The sequence below is a fragment of the Patulibacter ginsengiterrae genome (genome assembly GCF_056269115.1).
On record NZ_JBWDOG010000006.1, the window covers coordinates 47,813 to 70,820 of the forward strand.

General features: G+C 70.2%; 17 protein-coding genes and 1 CRISPR repeat array. Of the genes, 7 read left to right on the plus strand and 10 right to left on the minus strand.

The window, feature by feature from the left end; all coding sequences use genetic code 11:
- Nucleotides 1–29: 29 nt before the first annotated feature.
- From pstB to ACVUH9_RS10615, 4 genes are all read right to left on the minus strand, one after another.
- Nucleotides 30–956 (minus strand): phosphate ABC transporter ATP-binding protein PstB, encoded by a 927-nt coding sequence (gene pstB, locus ACVUH9_RS10600; protein WP_475756654.1) that lies wholly within the window; start codon nt 954–956, stop codon nt 30–32.
- Nucleotides 953–2,956 carry a phosphate ABC transporter permease subunit PstC gene (gene pstC / locus ACVUH9_RS10605; RefSeq protein ID WP_475756656.1) on the minus strand — a complete coding sequence of 668 codons (2,004 nt, stop codon included), beginning with the start codon at nt 2,954–2,956 and terminating at the stop codon, nt 953–955. The genes pstB and pstC overlap by 4 nt, the downstream gene beginning before the upstream one ends.
- 121 nt (nt 2,957–3,077) lie before the next feature.
- Nucleotides 3,078–4,196, minus strand: coding sequence for a phosphate ABC transporter substrate-binding protein PstS (gene pstS, locus ACVUH9_RS10610; protein ID WP_475756658.1), 1,119 nt, complete (start codon nt 4,194–4,196; stop codon nt 3,078–3,080).
- Between the two features lie 147 nt (nt 4,197–4,343).
- Nucleotides 4,344–4,700 carry a winged helix-turn-helix domain-containing protein gene (locus tag ACVUH9_RS10615; protein ID WP_475756660.1) on the minus strand — a complete coding sequence of 119 codons (357 nt, stop codon included), beginning with the start codon at nt 4,698–4,700 and terminating at the stop codon, nt 4,344–4,346.
- A 127-nt stretch (nt 4,701–4,827) separates the two neighbouring features.
- On the opposite strand from ACVUH9_RS10615, the gene ACVUH9_RS10620 reads away from it, so the two are divergent.
- On the plus strand, nt 4,828–5,457 hold the full coding sequence (locus tag ACVUH9_RS10620) for a DUF47 domain-containing protein (RefSeq protein ID WP_475756662.1): 630 nt from the start codon (nt 4,828–4,830) through the stop codon (nt 5,455–5,457).
- A gap of 224 nt (nt 5,458–5,681) precedes the next feature.
- On the opposite strand, the gene ACVUH9_RS10625 is transcribed toward ACVUH9_RS10620, so the two are convergent.
- Complete coding sequence (locus ACVUH9_RS10625) at nt 5,682–6,167, minus strand: hypothetical protein (RefSeq protein ID WP_475756663.1); 486 nt, start codon at nt 6,165–6,167, stop codon at nt 5,682–5,684.
- 335 nt (nt 6,168–6,502) lie between these two features.
- Here ACVUH9_RS10625 and ACVUH9_RS10630 point away from each other — a divergent pair, with 335 nt between their 5' ends.
- Complete coding sequence (locus tag ACVUH9_RS10630) at nt 6,503–6,784, plus strand: hypothetical protein (RefSeq protein WP_475756665.1); 282 nt, start codon at nt 6,503–6,505, stop codon at nt 6,782–6,784.
- 73 nt (nt 6,785–6,857) lie between these two features.
- On the opposite strand, the gene ACVUH9_RS10635 is transcribed toward ACVUH9_RS10630, so the two are convergent.
- From ACVUH9_RS10635 to ACVUH9_RS10650, 4 genes are all read right to left on the minus strand, one after another.
- Nucleotides 6,858–8,183 carry a hypothetical protein gene (locus tag ACVUH9_RS10635; protein ID WP_475756667.1) on the minus strand — a complete coding sequence of 442 codons (1,326 nt, stop codon included), beginning with the start codon at nt 8,181–8,183 and terminating at the stop codon, nt 6,858–6,860.
- Nucleotides 8,180–9,532: a hypothetical protein gene (locus ACVUH9_RS10640; RefSeq protein ID WP_475756669.1), complete on the minus strand. Its 1,353-nt coding sequence runs from the start codon at nt 9,530–9,532 to the stop codon at nt 8,180–8,182. The genes ACVUH9_RS10635 and ACVUH9_RS10640 overlap by 4 nt, the downstream gene beginning before the upstream one ends.
- A 669-nt stretch (nt 9,533–10,201) precedes the next feature.
- Entirely contained in the window at nt 10,202–11,152 is a 951-nt protein-coding gene (locus ACVUH9_RS10645) for a collagen-like protein (protein WP_475756671.1), read from the minus strand.
- 72 nt (nt 11,153–11,224) lie between these two features.
- Nucleotides 11,225–11,596: a DUF4267 domain-containing protein gene (locus ACVUH9_RS10650; protein WP_475756673.1), complete on the minus strand. Its 372-nt coding sequence runs from the start codon at nt 11,594–11,596 to the stop codon at nt 11,225–11,227.
- Between the two features lie 88 nt (nt 11,597–11,684).
- Between ACVUH9_RS10650 and ACVUH9_RS10655 the strand changes: the two genes are divergently transcribed.
- The gene (locus tag ACVUH9_RS10655; RefSeq protein WP_475756674.1) at nt 11,685–12,272 is read left to right on the plus strand and encodes a TetR/AcrR family transcriptional regulator; all 588 of its coding nucleotides are present in this window, start codon (nt 11,685–11,687) and stop codon (nt 12,270–12,272) included.
- A gap of 232 nt (nt 12,273–12,504) precedes the next feature.
- Nucleotides 12,505–12,969: direct repeats of the CRISPR family, unit length 33 nt; unit sequence CGAACAGGTCTCGTGGAGACCTCTCCGTAGAAG.
- 227 nt (nt 12,970–13,196) lie between these two features.
- On the opposite strand, the gene ACVUH9_RS10660 is transcribed toward ACVUH9_RS10655, so the two are convergent.
- Nucleotides 13,197–15,887, minus strand: coding sequence for a glycosyltransferase (locus ACVUH9_RS10660; RefSeq protein WP_475756676.1), 2,691 nt, complete (start codon nt 15,885–15,887; stop codon nt 13,197–13,199).
- A 185-nt stretch (nt 15,888–16,072) separates the two neighbouring features.
- On the opposite strand from ACVUH9_RS10660, the gene abc-f reads away from it, so the two are divergent.
- The 4 genes from abc-f (at nt 16,073) to cas7g (ending at nt 23,007) form a co-directional block, all read left to right on the plus strand.
- Nucleotides 16,073–18,139: a ribosomal protection-like ABC-F family protein gene (abc-f, locus tag ACVUH9_RS10665; RefSeq protein WP_475756678.1), complete on the plus strand. Its 2,067-nt coding sequence runs from the start codon at nt 16,073–16,075 to the stop codon at nt 18,137–18,139.
- A gap of 135 nt (nt 18,140–18,274) precedes the next feature.
- A complete protein-coding gene (locus ACVUH9_RS10670; RefSeq protein ID WP_475756680.1) occupies nt 18,275–19,276 on the plus strand; it encodes a chorismate-binding protein in 1,002 nt (333 codons plus the stop codon).
- A gap of 1,133 nt (nt 19,277–20,409) precedes the next feature.
- The gene (locus ACVUH9_RS10675; RefSeq protein ID WP_475756681.1) at nt 20,410–20,724 is read left to right on the plus strand and encodes a hypothetical protein; all 315 of its coding nucleotides are present in this window, start codon (nt 20,410–20,412) and stop codon (nt 20,722–20,724) included.
- A gap of 1,203 nt (nt 20,725–21,927) precedes the next feature.
- Complete coding sequence (gene cas7g / locus ACVUH9_RS10680) at nt 21,928–23,007, plus strand: type I-G CRISPR-associated RAMP protein Csb1/Cas7g (protein ID WP_475756683.1); 1,080 nt, start codon at nt 21,928–21,930, stop codon at nt 23,005–23,007.
- Nucleotide 23,008 lies beyond the last annotated feature (1 nt).

Sequence of the window (23,008 nt, forward strand, 5' to 3'; positions counted from 1 at the left end):
GTCGCCGGCCCGCGTGCCCCGCGTCACCATCAGGAGAACTTCCCGGAGACGTACTCCTCCGTCCGGGGGTCGCTCGGGTTGGTGAAGATCTTCTCGGTCCGGTCGACCTCGACCAGGTCGCCGAGGTACATGAACGCGGTCCGGTCGCCGACCCGCGCGGCCTGCTGCATGTTGTGCGTGACGAGCACGATCGTGAACTCCTGCTTGAGCTCGTGGATCAGCTCCTCGACCTTCAGCGTCGCGATCGGGTCGAGCGCCGAGCAGGGCTCGTCCATCAGGATCACGTCGGGCTTGATCGCGATCGTGCGGGCGATGCAGAGCCGCTGCTGCTGACCGCCGGAGAGACCGACGCCGGGCGCGTTGAGGCGATCCTTGACCTCGTCCCAGAGGCCCGCGCCGCGCAGCGCCCACTCGACGCGCTCGTCGTGGTCGACGTCCTTGATCCGGTTGAACTTGAGGCCGGCGGCGACGTTCTCGCGGATCGACATCGTCGGGAACGGGTTCGGCCGCTGGAAGACCATCCCGACCATCCGCCGGACGGCGACGACGTCGACCCCGGCCGCGTTGACGTCGACCCCGTCGAGCAGGATCTCGCCCTCGACGCGGGCGCCGGGGATCTCCTCGTGCATCCGGTTGATCGAGCGCAGCAGCGTCGACTTGCCGCAGCCGGACGGCCCGATCATGGCCGTGACCTCGTTGGCGTGGTACTCGAGGTCGACGCCCTTGACGGCCATGTTGTCGCCGTAGAACGACTTGACCCCCTTCAGCGTCACCGAGTGACCGGCGACGAGCGGAGCCGTCGCGGTCGACCGGCGGGCGCGGGTCGCGGGCCTCCGCGCGGCGGTGGTGGCGTCGTCCGGAGCGATGTGGTCAGGCGTGGTCACGGGTTCACCAGCGGGGGTCGGCTGTTCGGCGATGCGCAGGTCGCGCGAGGACGTGGACGGATCGAAGCTCATGCGATACGGCTCCTACGCTGGGCGAGTCGGGCAACCAGACTCAGGATCAGGATCAGGACGACGAGCGTCAGCGCGGCGCCCCAGGCGCGGTCGTGCTGGGCCGCGGAGGACGCCGTCACGTCGGCGTAGATCTGGGCGGGCAGGGTGTTCATCGGCCCGTTGGGATTGGTGACGAGGGCCGTCGCGACCCCGGCCGTGAAGATGATCGGCGCGGTCTCGCCGGCGGCCCGGGCGATCGCCAGCAGCGCGCCGGTGACCAGGCCCGGCAGCGCCGTCGGCAGGACGATCCGCAGGATCACCTTCCAGCGCGGGACGCCGAGCGCGAGCGCGGCCTCGCGCAGCTGGGCGGGAACCAGTCGCAGGACCGGCAGCGACGAGTTGATCACGATCGGGAGCATCAGCAGCCCGAGCGCGACCGACGCCTTCCAGGCCGCGAACGGCCCGCCGCCGACCTGACTGACGACCAGCCAGATGAAGACGAAGAGGCCGAAGACGACCGACGGGACGCCGGTCATCACGTCGACGAGGTAGCGGACGAGGTTCCCGAACTTGGTGCCCTGCCCGTACTCGATCAGGTACACGGCGACGGCGATCCCGATCGGGACGACGACCAGCGCGGCGAGCCCGACGACCATCAGCGAGCCGACGATCGCGGAGCGGATCCCGCCGAGCGAGGCGGCCGGGGACGACGCCGCGGCGTCGTTGCCGAGGAAGGCGCTGACGTTCTTGACCTCGCCGGCCGCGCCCGTCGGGTCGGTGGTGAAGAAGTCCCAGCTGATCGCCCCGCCGCCCTTGACGACGAGGAACCCGAGCACGAGTCCCAGCGGCAGCAGCGCGATCGCGGTCAGCGCGCCGACCGAGCGGCGGGCGATCGCGTCGACCCGCTGGCGGCCCTTCAGCGACGTGACCAGCTCGACCCGCGGCAGCGAGAGGCCGAGACCGCGGCGGCTGCGGCGGACGGGCCGGCCCTCGGCAACGGCCGCAGCCGCCCGCTTGGCGTCGCGCTCGGCGCGGACCAGCCGCGACTCGGAGCGGGTGATGTAGCCGCGGGCGATCGCGTTGATCACCAGCGTGACCGCGAACAGCAGCAGGCCGGCGGCGATCAGCGCGGCGCGGTGCTCGGGGCTGGAGGACGCCTCCTGGAACTCGAGCGCGATCACCGAGGCGAGCGTCGAGCCCTGGGAGAAGATCGACTCCCCGACCCCGGAGGTCGCGCCGCCGATCAGGATCGCGACGGCGATCGTCTCACCGAGCGCGCGGCCGAGGCCCAGCATCGAGCCACCGACGATTCCCGCGCGCGAGTACGGCAGGACGGCGGTGCGGATCATCTCCCAGCGGGTCGCGCCGAGCGCGAGCGCCGCCTCCTTGTGGTCGGTCGGGACCGTGGCCATCACCTCGCGCGAGATCGCGCTGACGATCGGGATGATCATGATCGCCAGGACCAGCCCGGTGACGAAGTAGTTCGCGACCGCGACGGTGCCGCCGACGAACGGCAGGAACGAGAAGCTGTCGGAGAACCACTGCTCGGCCGGCTTGAGCTTCGGGGCGAGGAAGAGGAAGCCCCAGAGGCCGTAGACGACCGACGGCACGGCGGCCAGCAGCTCGAGCGTGCCGGAGATCGCGGTGCGGAAGCGGACCGGCGCCAGCTCGGTGACGAAGAGCGCGGTGGCGACGGCGATCGGGACGCCGATCACGAGCGCGATCGCGGAGGTGATCAGGGTTCCGGCGACGAGCGCGCCGGCCCCGTAGAGGTCCTTGGACGGGAGCCAGTCGACCTTGCTGACGTAGTCCCAGACGCCGTAGGCGGAGAAGACCGGCTTGGACTCGATCCCCAGCTTGACGAGGAAGAAGAGCAGCAGGACGAGGATCAGGCCCGAGAGCCCGGTCAGGCCCGCCTTCACCCACGGGTCGAGCCAGCTGCCGGTCTTGGTGTTCGCCAGCGCTTGGCGAAGACGGGTGGTGCGGTCGGGTACCGGGGCGGGTGCGGTGCTGGATTCCATGGCGTCGTTCGATCCTCGAGGCGGTCGGTGACGGTGACGAGCGCCCGCCCGCCCCCGCTCCGGCGTCAGGCCGGAGCGGGAGGGGACGGCGGAGCGGGCGCTCGTGACGCGGCGGCTGCGATCAGGCGATCGGCTTTCCGTTGCACTCCAGGGACGCGACCGCGGCCTTGGACTTGGTGAGGATGCTGGCCGGCAGCGGCGCGTAGGCGAGCTGCTTGGCCTCTTCCTGGCCCGTGGTCAGGCCGTAGTTCAGGTAGCCCTGGACGTCCTTGGCGACGGCCTCGGTCTTGCCGGCCTTGCAGAGGTCCTTGTAGAGGACGACGAAGGTCGCGGACGCGTCCGGGTAGGCCTGGTCGCCCGGCGCGTTGCCGATGCTGAACCGCAGGTCCTCCGGGACCTCGACCGCGTCACCGGCGGCGCTGACCGACTCGAGCGTCGGGGCGATGTAGTTGCCGGCCTTGTTCTTGAGGCTGGCGTAGGCGAAGTCGTTCTGCAGCGCGTAGGCCTGCTCGACGTAGCCGATCGCACCCTCGGTCTGCTTGACGCAGCCGGCGACGCCGTCGTTGCCCTTGGCGCCGGTGCCGACGGGCCACTTGACCGACTTGTCGATGCCGGGGCCGTTCTCCCACTTCTTGGAGTAGGCGCCGAGGTAGGTCAGGAACGCCTTCGTCGTGCCCGACTCGTCGGAGCGGTGGCAGACGGCGATCTTCTCGCTCGGGAGCGTGACGTCCGGGTTCTGGTCGGCGATCTGGGGGTCGTTCCAGGTCGTGACGTCGCCGAGGAAGATGTTGGCGAGGGTCTCGCCGTCGAGCTTCAGGCCGGTCTCGATGCCCTTGACGTTGTAGGCCGCGGTGACCGCGCCGAAGAACGTCGGGACGTGGACGATCTCGCCCTTCTTGGCGGCCGCCTTGATCTCGTCGTCGTCCATCGCCGAGTCGGTGCCGCCGAAGTCGAGCGTGCCGTCGGTGACGCCGGCGATACCCGCGCCGGAGCCGGTGCCAGCGTAGTTGAAGGTCAGGCCCTGCTCCTTCAGCTTCGCGCCCCAGGTGTCGTACACGGGCTTGGCGAAGGTCGAGCCGCCGGCGTTGATCGCGCCGGAGAACGTGGCCGCCGACTGCGCCGCGGTCGAGGCCGCCGCGTCGGTGCTGGTGCTGTCGGACTTGTTGTCGGAGCCGCAAGCGGCGACTCCCAGTGCGAGGACGGCTGAGGCGCCGAACGCGGCAAACGTACGAGTTCGCACGTGATCTCCTTGGGTGTTGCTCGGGAACGTGGCGGAGGCCAGAGTGTCAGCGGTCGTCCTCCATCCTGTTACCCAGCTGTGGCCGGCGTGTGAACTCGATGTGAACATCAGGTTCAAAGCCGGTGATCAGGGCGGTTTCGGGGCCGTTCAGGCCCCTGGCTCGGGCGCGAATCGGTACCCGAACCCGATGTGGGTGTGAATGAACCGCCAGCCCGGGGACGAGGCCTCGAGCTTCTGGCGGAGCTTGTGGACGTAGACGTCGATCGAGCGGTCGCCACGCCGCAGCTCACCGCCCCAGACCGTCGCGAAGAGCTGCTCGCGGGCGACGACGTGCCCCGCCCGGCCGGCCAACGCCGACAGCAGCTCGAACTCGCGAACGGACAGCGGGACGACCCGGCCCGCCACGAGGGCGAGGCCCTCGGCGGGCCGGATCTCGACCTGGGCGATCCTGATCGGCTCGCCGGGCGGGACCGGGGCCTCGGACTCGTGCGTGACGGTACTCATCGCGCACGAGTGTCTGCCCCGGAGCCGGTCGATTCGGTTACCGGGCCGTGAACCGGTCGTGAACGGCATGTGAAGCCTGTCCCGAACGTCGTCTGACCGCCCGGTCGCGCGCTAGCTTGCGAGCGGCATGCCGGGCTTCTTCCGCGCCCCCGGGGGCGACAGCGTCCTTCTCGATCTGCTCGAGCAGTACGGGACGACGATCCAACGCTCGACCGTGGTCCTGCGCGAGCTCGTCCGCGAGTACCCCGAGCGGACCGAGCTGATCGCCCAGCTCGTCGCGCACGAGCGCGAGGGCGACCGGATCGCCCACGACATCATCCATCGGCTCAGTCGCGGGCTGGCCAAGGAGCCGTTCGAGATCGACGACGGCTACCGGCTGGCGACGGCGCTGGACGACATCGTCGACGACGCCGAGGCGGCCGCCGACATGCTCGTCGTCTACCGGGTCGAGGCCACCACCGACCAGGCCAACCAGCTCGCGGAGATCCTCGTCGGCTGCGGCGAGCAGCTGGCGCTCGCGATCGGGGCGCTGCGCGCGGGCCGCGACCTCTCCCCCTTCCTGGTCGAGATCCACCGGCTGGAGAACGAGGCCGACCGGATCAGCCGCGACGCGATCGCCTCGCTCTTCGAGACCGGCGTCGACCCGCTGTTCGTGATCCGCTGGAAGGACATCTACAGCGCGCTCGAGAACGCCGTCGACGCCTGCGAGACGGCGGCCCATCACCTCGAGGGGATCGTCCTCAAGCGCAAGCGCTAGCGGCGGCTGCCCGCTACCGGCGCGGAGGCCGACGCTCGAACGCGGAGCCCGCACGCCGCATGTCGCTGGGCCGTTGCAGCGCCCCGTTCCTTCGGGGACGAGCACCGGGGCGGCCGGGGTCGGCCCGCTGCTCGGGGTCGTCGCACGGCGCGATCCGGCACGCGGAGGTCCCGCGCACGCGGCGAAGCAGGTGGAAGCGGCGGTGGTGCATCCGTGTCCCGGATCTAGTCGACGGCGAGTCGGTCGTCGGCGTCGTCGCCGGCATCGTCGCTGCGCCGGGGCGGCCGCGTCGAGGGCGGATGCGGCGGATGCAGGCGACGGTGGAGCTCCGCGCGCCGCTGACGCCGATCGGCCCGGTGGCAGGCCCCCTGATCCCACGGAGTCATCACCGTGACCACGAGCGTCACCCGACCGTCCGCTCCCTGCCCTGGCTGGACCACGAAGGCCACGTCGGGGCCGAGCATGACGTACTCCCGCCCCGCTTCGTAGCTGGTCGTGCCGGAGAGCATCCACGGCGGCGGGTCGCTCTGGGGCGTCCCGGTCCGCACCAGCAACTCGATCTCCGTGCGGGCGCGCCCCACCTCACGGTGCACGGCACTGCGGACCCGCTCGCCGTAGCGGAGGGCCGCGTGACGGCTGACTTCGATCGCGACCGGCGCGACCGCAGCGGCCTCCCGCTCGGGACGTTCCGACGAGACCGAACCCACCACCTCACCATCCGAATTGAACATCGCCAGAGAACACCAGGTACGTACGGGATATCGACCGCCGGCAAGCCACGAGGCAGGCCGCGAAATCAAGCTACCGCGGCCACCTCGGCGCAGCAAGGTCCGCACGTACCGCTCGTCTGCGTACCAGTCCAATGCGTACTTACCGGACCTATGGTCCGCCAGCATACGACGCCCGCGTACACCTGAAGATTCATGCATTCACCCACCATCCGTTCGGGGGATACGTCCCCTTGCCGACCAACACGTCGGTCTCTATCATCGCCCTGCGCTGACCCAGGACCGTGCGGCGCGCCCCTGACATCACAAGGACATCAATGCCCGAGTTCCCCAAGCCGGTCCTCCTGCCGTCCGAGGACGACGCCGCGCTGAAGCGTGCCGTCCTCCTCCTCCTCGTCGACGCCTATCCCGTCCAGCTGAGCGTCGAGGACGTCCTCCGACTGCTGGGCGTCAGCACGCTCGAGGCGATCCGCAAGATCGGCCAGACGCTGAGCAGCTTCGAGATCGCCGGGGTCCTGCACCGACGCGACGACGTCGTCTGGGCGTCGGTCCCGGTGATCGAGGCCATGCGCCTGACCAAGGCCGAGGCCACGGCGTAGGCCCGGGGCGGGCGCCGACGGCGAACAGGTCCGGGGACCTCCCCGCAGACGGCGCACCCCGTGTGCCCGGCCCTCACGCCTCGGCGCCACCCGTCCCGCCCGTCGTCTGCACCACCAGCAGCGAGTTGTAGCTGTAGGCGTCGCCGCCGCTGGCGGTCTTGTGCTCGCCGGTCAGGTAGTCGTAGGTGATCGTCGCGGTCGCCGCCAGCGTGCCGAGCTGGCCGGTCGCCGCCTGCGTCGTCTGCTCGTAGCGACCGCTCGTCGCCGAGTAGAAGCCCTGACCGGTGTCGCCGCTGTCGATCGCCACCGCCAGCGAGTTCGAGCCCGACCACGGCACGTCGATCATCCCCAGCACCGTGCCGACCTCCTGACCGTTCTTGGTCGGGTCGGTCAGGGTCAGGCTCATCACGTAGCCGAGCCCGCGCACGAGGCTCGCGCTGGCGAACGAGAAGCTCGCCTCCCGCGCGATGTTCACCGGCTCGAGACCGGGAGGAGCCATCGAGCCCATCGCGGGGATGTCGTAGTCGAAGTCGGTGTCGTCCTTGCCGATGATCGGCGCCATCGTCATCGTGCCCTCGTTGACGAACGCCAGCGACCACGTCATGTCGAACGGGGTCAGGTTGTAGACCATCAGGTTCTGGAAGCTGGGGTGCAGGATCACGTCGATCACGAACGGCAGCGCGATCAGCACCGCCAGGCCGACCAGCGCCCCGACGCCCGCGGTCATGCTGACCGCCACCCCCTCGACGACGACCGCCTCGACCGCCGCGTCGGTCGCCGCGACCGCCGCGGCCTCCCCCGCCTCCGCCAGCGTCGACGCCTCGGCCGCGCCGGAGAAGCACGAGACCACGCCGTTCCAGAACCCGGTCAGCAGCGGCTGCACGAGACCGGCCCAGGTGTACTTGGCCAGCACGGTGATCGGGATCGCCTCGGCGAGCGCGAGCGGGACCTCGATCGTCCACAGCTGCTGCTGGTTGTAGCTGAGGGTCCCGGTCATCGTGCCGGCGATGTTGTAGCTCTGCCCGCCCCACGGGAAGCCCGTCGGCGGCGCATCGCCGTTGATCACGTCGGTTGCCGGCTCGGTGGCCAGGACCATCGTCGTGCCGGCGCCGTTGTCGGCGATGTAGGTCGGGCTGCCGTGGTCGTCCGTCCCCAGCGTCCAGGCGTCCTTGCCCTTGGCGTTGACCCACGACGCGAACTTGGCGATCTGGTTCTGGTTGGCGAAGTAGGCCGCGGTCGCCTGCCCGCCCCGCAGGGCACCCGCGAGGGTGCCCTGCATCTCCGTGGTGAGTGCGATCCCCTGGGCCGACGCCGGGATGACGAAGGAGAGCGCCGACGGAGCGCTCGCCTCGTCGACCACGGCGCCGGAGTCTCCGACCGCTGCCTGCGCGTGGCTCACGACGACGTCGGGATCGAGAACACGGCCACCGAGTTGTAGGTGAAGGACTCCTGACCGCTCGGCGTGGCGTGCTTGCCGGAGAGGTAGTCGAACGTGACCGAGAGGTCGATCGCGGAGGCCGTCGCGGTCGCCGCCTGCGAGACCGCCATCTGGGTCACCTCGTTGACGTTCTGGTTGTTGTCGTAGATCGACTGGTAGTCGGTGCCCGGATTGAAGGCCGCGTACAGCGAGTTCTGGCCCGAGAACGGGATGTCCCACATGCCCGCCGCGGTCGCGACCACGTCGCCGGTCTTGGGGTCGGACAGCGTGTAGGCCATCACGTAGCCGAGTCCCTCGTACTGGCTGGTGCTGGCGAAGCTGAAGCTGCCCTCGTACGCGATGTCGACCGGCTTCAAGCCGGGGGGAGCCCCGTTCGACTCGGCGGGGATCAGCGGGTTCAGCGTCGTCGAGCCACTGCCCATCACCGGAGCGGCGTTCATGACCCCTTCGTTCTGGTAGCCGATCGTCCACTTGAGGTCGTACGGCGTGAGGTTGTAGACGGTCAGCGTGTGGAAGCTGGGGTGGGCGATGATGTCGAGGATGATCGGGATCGCGACCAGGATCGCGATCCCGCAGAACGCGGTCGCGCCGGAGACGACGTCGACGGCGACGTTCTCCCCGACCTCCGCCCCCTCGGTGGCCGCTGCGTCGACCGCGTCGCCGGTGGCGGCCTCGACCCCTTCGAGGTCGGTCGCCTCGGATCCGCTGCTGAGCGCCTTCTTGACCCCGCTCCAGAACGAGGTGATCAGCGGCGAGACGAACGCCGACCAGCCGAGCTTGGCGAGGATCCCGATGCCGACCGTATCGGCGAGCCCGACCGGGACCTCGATGTACCAGGTGGGCTGCTGGTTGTAGCTGAAGGTGCCGGTGATCGTGCCGACCATGTTGTAGCTCTGGCCGTCCCAAGTGAACCCGGGCGCCGACTGCGTGCCGCTGATGACGTTCGCGTCGGGGTTGGTCTGGAGGACCACGTAGATCGAGTTCTGCTCGTCGAGCTCCATCAGCTCGCGGTAGCTCGTGACCGGCTTCGCGGGGTCCCGCATCTCGTTGTTCGAGCCCCCGACCTGGACCGCGAAGTAGACGGGATTGCCGTTGTCGTCGGTGTCGGCGATCCAGGCCTGGCTCCCCTGCCCCGCAAGCCAGACCGAGAAGTTGTCGAGGACGACCTGGTCCTGGTAGTAGGTCTGGGTACCCGCGCCGCTGGCGGCGGCGTTCGTGATCGCGCTCAGCTGCGGCGGGTAGAGCGGGGTTCCCGGGGCGCCCGGCCCGAGGCAGGTGGGGAGGGTCGTGGTGGTGGTCGGCGTGCTCATGTCGTATGTCCTTCGGATTGGTGCGGCCAGCGCCGTGCGGGCGCACCCCGTCGCACGGTTCCCCGCCGACCGGACACACCTCATTACGGCGTACGCACCCTCTCACGAGAGACCCGACTTGGCAATGTCTTTTTCATATATTCGTCTAATTTCCTTGACTCCCGACCGAACGTCAGGTTGAGGCCGGTTGCAGCACATGGGTTGGGGTCGGCGGAGACGGCGCGACGGGCGGCGTGGCGGGGGTGCCTGCTCGCGTGTTGCTGGCGTGTTGTCGAGGCCGCGGTGACGGCGGAGGCCGTGGAGACGTCGGTGCGCCGATGAGCGTGGCGGCGGACTGCCGCGACGGTGGTCGCGGGTCGGCGCGGCGGTGATGGCGGGTCGGCGCGGCGGTGGCGGCGGGTCGGCGCGGCGATGGTGGCGGGTCGGCGGCGCGGCGGGCCGGAACGTCACGCTCGGCCGACGGAGGTTGGCGAGCGCACCGTCGTGGGGAATGAGCCAACAGAACGTCACGTTCGCCCGGCGAGCGTTGGCGAGCGCACCGAAACGACGAGACGGCCCTCGCGCCACCCGGCCCGCGCGGCACAACGCCACCAACCGCGCGACCGGCACCACGACCGCGGCCGGCAACTACCGGCCGCGACCCACGCCTCAGCTACGCGATCCCCTCGGCTACTCGATCCGCTCGACGACCAGGTGGGAGGCCACAGGGCGGGCGCCACCAGCCAGCGGGGTGATGGTGAGCGCCGTCGGGCTGCCCGCCGGGTTGCGGACGGTCAGGACGCTGTCGGTCACCGTCGTGGCGACGAGGAACGTCCCGCCGATCGTCGAGGTGCCGGTCGCACGCCCGGTCACCGTGTAGGCCAGATCCGCGCCGTTGAGGGTCAGGATCAGCTGACCCGCTTCGCTGACCGGCACGCAGTACGAGACGCGGTAGGTCCCGACCGCGCCCAGGCCTATCGTGGACGGTCCGCTCCGCGCGATCGCGCCGCCGCTGCTGCTCGGACCGTCCTGCGGGAACGAGACGTCGCTCCCGGGCGCGACGGTCGCGGCGTTGTCCGGCGGCGCGAGCGAGAAGAAGTCGGCGAACGCAAGCACGCTCCCCCGCGGTCCGACGGGACCCTGCGCGCCATCGGCCCCACTCGGCCCGGTCGCCCCCTGGGGCCCCGCCGGCCCCTGCGGCCCCGTGCTGCCGTCCGCGCCCCGCGGACCGGTGGCCCCCTGGGCTCCGGTGGCCCCGTCCTTCCCGGCCGCACCGGCCTTGCCCGCGGATCCGCTCCTGCCGGTCACACCGCGGGGCCCGGCCGCCCCCTGCGGCCCCGCCGGGCCGATCGCTCCCGCGGGCAGCTGGCCGGCGCCGAAGTCCTTCGCCAGCAGCGATCCGTCCCGCACCTTCGCGCTGGTGATCGCGTTGGCCTTGACCTTGTTGCCCGTGACCGCCCGCGAGGCGAGCTTCGAGTTGCCGACCGCCGCCGGCGCGATGTTGCGCCCCTTGACCTCGTGGGTCCCGAGCTGGGTGGCGGCGTAGCTGGTGCCGCCGAGGGCGACGAACATCGCCCCGCTGGCCATGACGTTGGCGTAGGTGAGGCGCGGTCGCGGGCGACGGCGTGGTTCGGAATTCACGCACGAGACCCTCGCACTCGGGTCGGCGTCGACCAAGCCAGCGGACGGACCCACCACGGGAGGGCCACGCCCTCACCCCCAGGTCAGCAGCGCAGCGGCGACCACCATCGCGACCGCCGTCGCTCCGTGGATCCAGATCGCCGCCCTGCGGTTGCCCTTGTTGCCGACGATGATCGCCGCGTCGCCGAACGGGATCAGCGCGAGCACGAGCATCACCAACCCGAGCGCGGAGGACGACGCCAGGCTCACCGCGATCACGAGCAGGCCGGTGGTCACGTCGCGGATCCCCTTCACCTGCCACCAGCCCCGAGCATCCGCGGCGGGTAGGACCGGCAGGCCGAAGCCGGCGGCATTGGCCTCCGACCGCAGCAGGTAGGCGATCCCGATCCCGATGATCCCGAGCGCGCCGATCCAGGCGAGAACGGTTCCGATGGTGTGCAGCATGGCGATCTCCTCGATGCGGTCGATGATCTTCTAGCAACGCTAGCAGAACGATCGACGCTAGATTTCCTAGCACTGTAGAGTCCTCGGCATGGCCACGCAGCAACGTCGGGAGCGCGAGCGCGCCAAGCGCGAGCGGAAGATCGTCAGCGTCGCGCGCCGGATCGCCGAGGCCGACGGCTGGACCGGCGTCACGATGCGCCGGCTCTCCGACGAGATCGAATACAGCCAGCCGGTCCTCTACGGCCACTTCGAGGACGGCCGCAGCGGGATCGTCCGCGCCGTCGCGATGCAGGGCTTCGAGGAGCTCTCCGCCCAGACGGAGGACGCCGCCGCGGCGGCCACGTCAGAGACGGACGCCCTCCGCCGCGTCGTGCTCGCCTACCTGGCGTTCGCGGACGCCAACCCCGCGACCTACGAGGCGATGTTCTCGATGCCGATCGGGGTGCCGTTCGCGGTCGAGGCCACCCCCGCCCTGCTGGTGCGGGGGTTCGTCGCGCTCCAGGCCGCGCTGGAGCGGGCCACCGGACCGGACCCGTCCGGCGTGCGGACCGAGCTGCTGTGGAGCACCCTCCACGGCATGAGCGTCCTCACCCGCGACGGCCGGGTCCCGCGCGAGAACCAGGACGAGCGGGTCGCGGTGCTGCTGGAGACGCTGTTGCCGGACGGTCAGGGCTGATCGGGTCGGGTCGGCGGCGCCGCGAGGCTGGCAGGCGGCCCTCTGCGCGTCCGACGCGAGCGGTGAGGTGGTGCCGAAAATCCCGGGGACCGCTCGCGTCATGTTCTTCCTGCAAACGGACGGGTTCGACGTGAAACCACGTCAGGAGCGCTGTTTGTCGGGCGCCGTTTGCCGCACCTCTCGCGTGAGCCTGCGAATCTCCTGCATATCGTGGCCGTATTCGGCGAGCCATCGAACAGGTCTCGTGGAGACCTCTCCGTAGAAGCATGAAGGCGCTGGAGAAGGAGGGTCGCGTCATTCCCATCGAACAGGTCTCGTGGAGACCTCTCCGTAGAAGCAACATGGAGCAGCCGATCCTTCCGGAGGTCGAGGAGTGCCGAACAGGTCTCGTGGAGACCTCTCCGTAGAAGGCTGCCGGACGACCAGCCAGAATGATCGCGGGCAGTCGAACAGGTCTCGTGGAGACCTCTCCGTAGAAGGCAGCCGCTGGAGTCCCTGCATGTGCTGGCGGGCAACGGTCGAACAGGTCTCGTGGAGACCTCTCCGTAGAAGCTCCAGGTAGGTCTGGCCGGTGGTGATGGTGCGCTGCAGATCGAACAGGTCTCGTGGAGACCTCTCCGTAGAAGCCCGGCCCAGTGATCCGAGACGTTGCCGCTGGACGAATCGAACAGGTCTCGTGGAGACCTCTCCGTAGAAGCCAGATTCCGGGCGTCGTGCCGCTTTGCACCGGAGCCCATCGAACAGGTCTCGCAGAGACCTCTCGCAGAAGCCCAAGAAATCACCCCATCGTCGGCGCGATCCGTGACGAGCCACCAGGTCGAAACACGACCTCGTCGTAAGCACGGCGGTGGCGAGCCACCGCCCGCCACCCGAGGACCTCGTCCCCCAGGCAACGGGCGGCAACCCGCCCACGTCCACCCGCCCCTACGCCACCCGCCGCGGCCCCGCCGGCCGCACCGCTTCCCGCATCCCCGCCGCCTCGGCGTCCCGGCGCGCCGCCCGCAGGGTCCCGGCCGACAGCGCGCGGTGGTAGCCCTCGGCGAGGCGGCCGAGGGCGGCGTCCCAGGTGCGACTCTTGACGCTCTGGAGGCCGCCGTCGGCGAGTCGGCGGCGGCGGGCCGGGTCGGCGGCGAGGGCGACGACCGCGTCGGCGAGCGCGAGCGGGTCGGCGGGGCGCAGCAGGCCGCTGACGTCGTCGACGACGATCGAGCACGGTCCGCCCTCGGCGACGGCGACGACCGGCAGGCCCGAGGCTTGGGCCTCGAGCAGCACCTGGCCGAAGGTGTCGGTCTGGCTCGCGAAGAGGAAGAGGTCGGCGTTGGCGTAGGCGTCAGCCAGCGCGTCGCCGGACAGCCAGCCGAGGAACGTCGCGTGCTCGCCCAGCCGCTCGCGCAGGACGTGCTCCTCGGGCCCACCGCCCGCCAGCAGCAGGTGCAGTCGCGGGTCACGCTCGCGGGCGGCGAGGAAGGCGTCGCAGAGCAGGCCGACGCCCTTCTCCTCGCTCTGCCGGCCCGCGTAGAGGACGTTGACCCGGCCCCGCCGGCCACGCCGGTCGCGCCCGCCGCCCCCGGCCCGGGCGCCGTCACCCCGACCGCTCGTCAACTCTTCGGATGTCCCGAACGATCCGCGATCGCCCCGACCGCTCGTCGACTCTTCGGACGTCCCGAACGGTCCGCAATCGCTCCCGCCGCTCGTCGACTCTTCGGGAACTCCGAACAATCCGCAATCGACGTCTGGAGCGCGGCGGTCGGGACGGAACCGGCCCAGGTCGACGCCGCGGTCCCAGCGGCCGATCCGGTCGGCCGAGATCCCCAGGGCAAGCAGGGCCTCGTCGCTCTGCGGACTCGGCGTCAGGACCACGTCGGCCTGCTGGTAGAAGAGCGAGATCGCCAGGTTGACGTAGCTCTCGAGCCCGGCGTCATCCGCGCGCAGCCCGGTGTAGGCGCCGAGCTCGGTGTGGTAGCTGCCGAGGATCGGCAGGTCGAGCAGCTTCGCCAGCGCCGCCCCGATCACCCCGGACGGCCCGGGCGCGCAGAGGTGGACCACGTCGTAGCGGCCCTCGGCGATCTCCTCGACCAGCGAGAGCAGGCTCGGCACGCCGACCTGGAGCCCCGCGTAGAAGGGGATGTCGACCTCGGCCACCGCCGGCAGCCGGCGATCGACGTTGCGGTCGGTGCCGATCACCTCGACCTCGAACCCCGGCACGCCGCGCTCGCGGATCGTGTCGAGGGTGTGCGTGACCCCGTGCATGCCGCCGATCCCGTCGGCGATCAGTGCGACGCGCGGCAGCTCGCCGTCGCGGCGGCGCTTGAGCTTGCGGCGCTCGCGGCCGAGGAACGCCGCCGAGGGCGCGTAGGGCAGGACCGGGATCAGGGCGTCGAGCAGCTCGCCGCCGAGCGCGCCGAGGTCGGGGGCCGTCCCGTCGCCGATCCGGCCGGCGGCGGCGATCACCCGCTCGATCGCGGCGGCCAGCTTGCGCTCGTGGGCGCGGAGGGCGCGGCGGTGCAGGTCGCGGTGGTCGAAGTGCTCCTCCTGGAGCATCGCCAGCAGCTCCGGTGCGCTGAGCCGTTCCAGCCCGACGCCGTCGAGCCAGGCCCGCAGCAGCGCGCGGGCGTCGTCGGGCGTGATCGACTCGGCCTCCGGCGATCCGTCCTCACCGCGCCGGACCTCGCCCTCGCCCATCACGCGGCAGACGATCTCGACGATCGCTGCAGGACGCGGGCGGGGCGGGACCCCGCGGTCGTCCGCGTCCGTCTTCACGCCGCCGGCCCGGTCCACCCCGCCGGCCCGGTCCACCCCGCCGGCCGCTTCCGGCCCGTCGACCCGGTCCGCGTCCGTCTTCGCTCCGTCGACCCCGTCGACCCCGAGCGAACGGATCGCGATCCCCATCGCCGCGTGCGCCCACTTGGCCGCGCCGCCCTGCGTGCCCTTGGCGACCGCGCGCCCGGCCCGGAGGTGGGCCAGGTACTCCTCCGTCGTGTAGGCGAGCGGCGTCTCCGTGAAGGTCCGGCCGACGTCGACTCCGGCGTGGTCGTCGCTACCACCGACGCCGGTCCCGCCGCTGGTCTCGATGTAGGTCGCCGCCGGCGCGTTCAGCTCCCGCGCCCGCGAGCCGTTGCGGACCTCCCAGATCGGGAACAGCTCGGCGAGCTGCCGGCGGTGGCGCGCCGTCAGCGGCGCCTCGACGTCGTAGAACGGGTGTGCGAGGGCGGTCGCGATCTCGTTCTGGTGCAGGTACTCGGCGCAGCGCACCACGTCGTGGTTGTGGGCCTGCAGCCAGTCGTGGTCGTCCTGGTCGAGGCCGAGGACGAGCACGTGGACGGCCTGCGGCTCGCCGCGGAACCAGGCGGTCAGCTCCTCCCCGACGAAGACGTCGGGACGGTCCGCGATCTGGAGCGCGCCGGCGATCGTGTCGTGGTCGGTGATCGTCACGAAGTCCATCCCGCGGCGCTTGGCCAGCGCGTAGACCTCCTCCGGCGGCGTCGCGCACTCGGGCATGCCGACCGAGCGCTGGATCCCGAGCTTGCTCAGCTCGGAGGCCGTCGAGTGGACGTGTAGGTCGCACCGGGACAGGGCCGGCGGAACGTGGACGGAGCTGCCTGCGATAGGGCTCATGGCCCCGCAAGCGTCCGCCGACCGCGCTTCCGCCAAGTGACGACTTCGTGGCCGACCGGTGACGATGGCGTGAAAAGCCCGGCGGGATCGTGCGCAGGGAAATGTCCCTGCAAGCGAGCCCGAGCCGCCACCCACCCCATCGCACACCGGGACGAGCGTCGGGCGCTTACCATGGAGGGTCGCCCATGGCCGTCCTCATCGCCTCCGACCTGAAGAAAGACATCAACGGCAACCCGTTGTGGAAGGGGCTGTCGTTCAAGCTCGAGCGCAAGGACCGGATGACGCTCTCCGGGCGCAACGGAGCGGGCAAGACGACGCTGCTGCGGATCCTCGCCGGGCAGTCCAACAAGGACGGCGGCGACCTCAGCTTCGAGAAGAACGCGCGCGTCATCCTCCACGACCAGCGACCCCCGCGCGAGCAGGGGATCACGCTCCGTGAGTACGTCACCTCCGGCCGCCAGGACCTGATCGACCTCGAGCTCCGGCTGCGCGGCTACGAGCAGAAGATGGCCGACGGCGACCTCGAGGTCTTCGACGCCTACGCCCGCGCCCAGTCCGAGCTGGAAGCGCTCGGCGGCTACCGCTGGCGTGACGAGGCGGCCGACATCGTCCGCGGCCTCGGCTTCACCGACGAGGACCTCGACCGGCACCTGGAGACCTTCTCCGGCGGTCAGCTGACCCGTGCCTCGCTCGCCCGCGCGCTGAGCGCCAAGCCCGACCTGCTGCTGCTCGACGAGCCGACCAACCACCTCGACCTCGAGTCGCTCGAGTGGCTCGAGAAGACGCTGATCAACTACGAGTCGGCGATCGTGCTGGTCGCCCACGACCGCTGGTTCCTGGAGGCCGTCGGCACCTCGGTGCTGGAGATCGAGGCCGGCCGCGCCCGCTTCTTCGCCGGCACCTGGCACAACTGGCGCAAGGAGCAGGCTGCGCGCGAGATGGCGCTCGGCAAGTCGATCGCCAAGCAGGAGGCGGAGATCGCGCGGATGGAGGACTTCGTCCGCCGCTTCGCCGCCAAGGCGACCAAGGCCAAGCAGGCCCAGTCGCGGGTCAAGGCGCTGGACAAGATCGAGCGGATCACCCGCGATCCGACCGACACCCGCACGATGGGCTTCCAGTTCAAGAAGCCCGAGCGCGCCGGCAAGATCATCTACGAGCTGGAGCACGGCCGGATCGAGGTCCCGCCGCCGACGGTCCACAAGGACATCAACACCGGGGCCACGTCGATGGTCAGCGATCCCGACGCGAGGATCCTCCTGGGCGACGCCGAGCTGTGGCTCGAGCGCGGCGAGCACGTCTGCCTCGTCGGCCCCAACGGCGTCGGCAAGACGACCCTGATCGAGACGCTCGCCGGCCGCCGGCCGCTCGCCGACGGCGTGATCCGGACCGGGCACAACGTGCAGGTCGGCTACCTCAGCCAGCACGGCGAGGAGCTGCACTTCCCGGGCGCCCGCACGATCATCGAGGCGTGCATCAAGGCAACGGGCCTGAAGCCGAACGAGGCGCGGTCGCTGCTGGGCAAGTTCCTGTTCTCCGGCCAGGACGCCGAGAAGGAGCTCGACGGGCTCTCCGGCGGCGAGCACAAGCGCCTCGGGCTCGCGGTCCTGGTGGCGTCCGGCGCGAACGTCCTGATCCTCGACGAGCCGACCAACCACCTCGACATCGAGTCACGCGAGGCGCTCGAGGACGCGTTGAAGGACTTCCCCGGCTCGATGATCATGATCAGCCACGACCGCGCGCTGCTCGAGGTCGTCGGCACCCGCACGGTCGCCGTCGAGGACGGCGAGCTGCACAGCTACCTCGGTGGCTGGCAGGAGTACGTCGAGGTTCGCGAGGACCGGCTCGCCGCCGAGCGGGCCGCGCGCAAGGACGCGCCGGCCGAGCCGAAGTCCAGCAGCGGGCCGCTGTCGGGCAACGGGACCAAGGACTCCGGGAGCAACGGCGCCGCCAGCAGCAGCGGCGGTAGCGGCAAGGCCGCAGGTGGCAAGAGCGGCGGCGGTGGCGGTGGCGGTACGGCCGTCAAGACCAAGCCGGCCGCGCCCGCGCTGTCGAAGAACCGCCAGCGCGAGATCACCAAGCTCGAGGACCGGATCGAGAAGGCCGAGGTCGCGCTCGCCGAGCTCGAGGTGGAGCTGGCCGGCCCCGACGCCTGGTCGACGCCGGAGAACACCGAGCGCAACACGGCCCGTCACGAGCAGGCGAAGGCGAAGGTCGCCGAGCTCTACGACCAGCTCGAGCAGCTGACGGCCTGAGCGGCGACGGGCGCGGCACGTGCCAGCGAGGACGTCGAGCGGACGACGGATCGGCGGCCCCACGCTGCCGGTGCCCCCGTCCCCTGCCCGTCGTGAGCGGACGCCGTTCCGTGGTCGCCCGACCGGGAGGCAGGCGTGACCCGTCCGGCCCAGGCGATCGTCGCCGGGCAGCGGGCGAGCGGCCTGGTCGAGGTCACCGCCGATCCGGCCGTGCTGGACGGCGGCGGCCGCTGGGCGGTCGTGGTCGACTTCGAGGGTCGGATGACCGCGGCCCGGTTCACGGAGTGGGAGGCATTGGAGGCCGAGCCGCCCACCGCCTGGCCCCCGGTTCCCGCCGAGGCCTGGACGAGCAGCCTCGACCGCGACCAGTTCCGCGCGCGGGTGGTCGACATCCGCGAGCGGATCGCGGCCGGCGACGTCTACCAGGTGAACCTGTGCCGGGTGCTTCGCGCGTCGTTGGAGGACGGCGTCACGCTCCACGGCCTCCACGAGCGGCTGGCCGCGCGCCACCCCGCCCACTACGCCGCCCACGTCTTCCTGCCCGAGCACGACGTCGACGTCGCCTGCGCGTCGCCGGAGCTGTTCGTGCGACGCGACGGCGACCGCGTCGTCTCGCAGCCGATCAAGGGCACCGCGCCGACGGTCGACGAGCTGCTGCCGAAGGACCGGGCGGAGAACGTGATGATCGTCGACCTGGTCCGCAACGACCTCGGGCGGGTCTGCCGTCCGGGCTCGGTCCGGGCGACGGCGATCTGCGAGCCGGAGACGTTCCCGGGCCTCGTCCACCTGGTCTCGACCGTCGAGGGCCGGCTGCGCCCCGACGTCGGCTGGACCGACCTGCTCGACGCGACCTTCCCGGCGGGCTCGATCGTCGGCGCCCCCAAGCTGGCCGCCCTCGACGTGATCGCGGAGCTGGAGCCCGTCCCCCGCGGCCCCTACTGCGGCGCGATCGGCTGGGTCGACGCCGACGCCGGCACCGCCGAGCTCGCCGTCGGCATCCGCACCTTCTGGCGCCAGGGCCCGACCCTCCGCTTCGGCACTGGCGGCGGGATCACCTGGGACAGCGACCCCGACGGCGAGTGGCGGGAGACGGAGCTGAAGGCGCGGCGGTTGCTGGCCGTGGCGGCGGCCGGGTAGGTGCGGGGCGAGGGCGACTCACCCATCTCGAGGGTCTCGGTCCGGTGGTCCGGCCGGTTGGCCAGTGGTCGGCCCTGACGTTGAGCACGTGGTGGGCGCCTAGGGTCAACCGGTCATCGTTGTGGCCGCGGAGCAGGCGAACGGCCAGCGAATCGATGAAATCGATGAGCCCCGACGCGAGCGGTGAGGTGGTGCCCGAAATCCCGGGGACCGCTCGCGCCTCGTTCTTCCTGCAAACGGACGGGTTCGAAGAGGAAGCGCCCCGACGAGGCGATCTGACGGCCGCCGTTTGCCGCACCTCTCGCGCGAGCGTGCGAATCTCCTGCATATCGCGGCCGTATCTTGCGAGCCGTCGAACAGGTCTCGTTGAGGCCTCTCCGTAGAAGCCTGCTCGTCGAGGAGGGCTGGAAGATCACCGCTTCGTCGAACAGGTCTCGTTGAGGCCTCTCCGTAGAAGCCAGAAGTGGCGCGGCGTCTTCGCCCGGGAGCAAGAGCGTCGAACAGGTCTCGGTGAGACCTCTCAGTAGAAGCTATCTCGACGCCGTCGGCCAGCCCACCTCAAGCACGGCCGAACAGGTCTCGCTGAGACTTCTCAGTAGAAGCTCTTTGGCGCGTTTGCGGTCGACGTCGGCGCGCGAGATCGAACAGGTCTCTTTGAGGCCTCTCCGTATAAGCGCTCCGCCGGAGGCCACCCGGAGTTCGACCCACGAGTCGAACAGGTCTCGTCGAGACCTCTCCGTAGAAGCGGGCAGAACGCCGCGATCCGCGCGCTGCAGGTCGCCGCGCCGAACAGGTCTCGTCGAGACCTCTCCGTAGAAGCCGCGGCGATGTGCCCAACTTGGGCGCGAGCTCGGCGGCGAGCAGAACAGGTCGCCTAGAGACTTCTCCGTAGAAGCCGGTTGAGGAAGACGCGCTCGGCGCGCGCCGCGTCGTCACGTCGAACAGGTCCCTAGAGACCTCTGCGTAGAAGCCCGTAGTCGTGCGAGCGGTGCGACGCCGGCACGTGGTCGAACAGGTCTCGTTGAGACCTCTCAGTAGAGAAGCCGGATGATGTTCGACACCATGGGAGCCTGTCGGGGCGCCGACCTGCGCGTTCTTCGCAACCTCTCCGTAGAAGCACTTCGCCGTTCACCATGCCCCGACCGCCCGCTACCCAAGCCCTCGACGACTTCCACGATCTTCCCGGCAACGATCTTGTCCTCGCCGGAATCACAGATCTGGCTGCCGAAAACGACACGGTCGAGGCGGCGCTGGTCCTGATGGCTACCACCAAGTTGCGCGCCGCCGGCTTCGACGTTCCCGCCCGCAGCCTCGACGCCCCCGCCGGACACCGGCTCTACGATCTGCTTTCCGACGTGGATCGCGCCACCGCCCACGATCGCTACAACGGGCTCGTCGGCCGCCTGAGCAGCTTCCTCGACGCGGTGGATCATACGTCCGCCCGTTGATCTCGCACAAATTCGGGAGCTCGCGGCCGCCTTCCCGATCTCCCGCTGGCCGGCGATCGACCCGACGCACCTGAGCGGGCCATCGATCGCCTACTCGCCCGGGTGAGTTCCGCTCGGTCGGCGGCAGTCACGGGCCGCAATGGTGAGCCATAGCCCAGGTCGCGAGGTCAAGCCCAGAATCGGATCAGCCAAGCTCAATGGGGAGCGGTGCGGTGGCGGAGCTCCGCCACCACTCGCGCCGGGGTCTCTCTGAATTCGGTAGCGATCGGCGCCGCACAGGCGATCCCGAATCGCCGTTCGCGGCGCCTCCGACGTGAACGTGCAAACCTCCTGCATATCATCGTCGTATCCGGCGAGCCGCCGAACAGGTCTCGTTGAGACCTCTCAGTAGAAGCGGGCCCTCGACGAGGCCCGCCAAACAGCCTGACTCGAACGGGTCCCGTCGGGGCCTCTCCGTAGAAGATTGGCGTCGGCGATCGACCGCTGGACGGGCCCGCCGAACAGGTCTCACTGAGGGCTCTCCCTAGCGCGGGAACGCGCAGTGTCCATCAGGCGAGTACCTGCCTTCTAGGCCTTCACGGCCTCTCCGTAGAAGCGAATTGGACGTCGTCTAGCGGCTGAGACGTTGCGGTCCAGCAGGCCTCAAAGGGCCTCCCCCTATAGCCGTGGTCCGTCTTTGGCACCGCGGTCGCCCTCACAGTCCCCCAATGGTCCCGATCGGACAGCGTGCGCGCAGCCAACTAGCGAGTTCCGGATCAAAGTCTCGCTTCTGGCCCTGGTATAGGCCACTTGGAATTAGGCGTCGTTTACAGCGATTTATAGCCAACGATTTTGAACGGGCCAAGCACCGTTTGCGTTCGTCGACGGCCCCTTGACGGGCCGCTTCGAACATGAGAAAGTCTCCCGGTCGGACACGAGGTCGCCCATCCGACAACGAAGCGGGGCGCCCGCCTCAACAGCAAGAGCGCCCCGCCGCACCAGCCCGCGGCCAGCCTCGAACGAAGGAGCCTAGGCCCCTATGCAAGTCCGAGGCCGCATTTAGCGGCCAGCAGCGCGGAAGATATCGCCTGGACGGCGCGCCCGTCCAGGCGATCCGCAGCTCCCCTTGGCGACGCCGCAAGACGACGTCGTTTGCATTGACGCGCCCAGAGGATCCCCGGACCGCGCGTCACCGCCAGCCCATCCGTACAGGGACATAGATTCATGTCAACGCTCCTCTCCGCCCTCCGCGAAGGCCTTGCCTCCGCCCCAGCACCCAACCGACCCGCGGGTATCGAGATCCGCCTCGATCTTCGCCCGGCCGGAGACCTGACCGCCGCTCCGCCGTCGTACGAAGGCCCCCTCGAGATCCACCCGCGGTTGATCGATGGCGAAACGCGGAACGTCTTGGAGCTCGATTCGGTGGGATCGGCCGCCAACAGAGTCGAGGAGGCGCTGCTAGCGCTGTACCGTGCCGAGAGTTACCCACTGCCGGTCGCCAAAACCACCATCACCACCGGAGACCATTCGTCGATTGCGGTCAGCACCCTAGAAATGCCCCATCGCACCTTCGATGCCTGGCTGCGGTTGTCGGAGAACGAAGCGGGCGTTAAGTTCGAGGACACGCCGCAGGGCCAGGACCTGACGACGGCTCATACCGGCGAGCTCGATGCACTGCTGGAGACCTCGACCCACGACCTGTTGCTGGGCGTCTGGGACTCCCACCGGAAGGGCCCCCACGGACAGCTACGGATCGCTCGGAGCCTGACCACCTCACTGATCGGGATCGACCCGATCGTCCAGCAGCCGATCGCAGCCCGGCGGGATCCCCTCAACCTCGGCTCGGCCAGCGAGCTGCCCAAGGGCGAAAAGCTCTCCGAGCTCGGCCTCAGTTCGATTCCCCCGCAGCGCACCAAGCAAACGGTGTCGATCGAGCGGGCCCGCTACATCGGCTACCTCTCCTTTCCCGCCCTGCGGAGGCTCGACTTCAAGCGCTACGACCCAACCGACGTGCGGGCCTTGCTCGCTCTGCTTGCCCTCTACGGGCTCCTCTTGCGTGACGATCAAGGTTGGGATCTGCGGTCCGGCGCCGTATTCGTTCCCAGCGGACCGATGCGGTTCTCGATCGCTCGCCCCGGCAGCGATCCTCAGCCGTTCGACCTCGACGTCGTCGAAGCACGCCGTTTGCTGGATGAAGCGGTCACGACCGTCGGCATCAAGGACCGCAAGATCGACCTTCAGGCCGGAAGCACCCTCAACGGCCTGGTGGCCGCTTCGATCACCAACGCGAAGAAGCAAGGCTAGC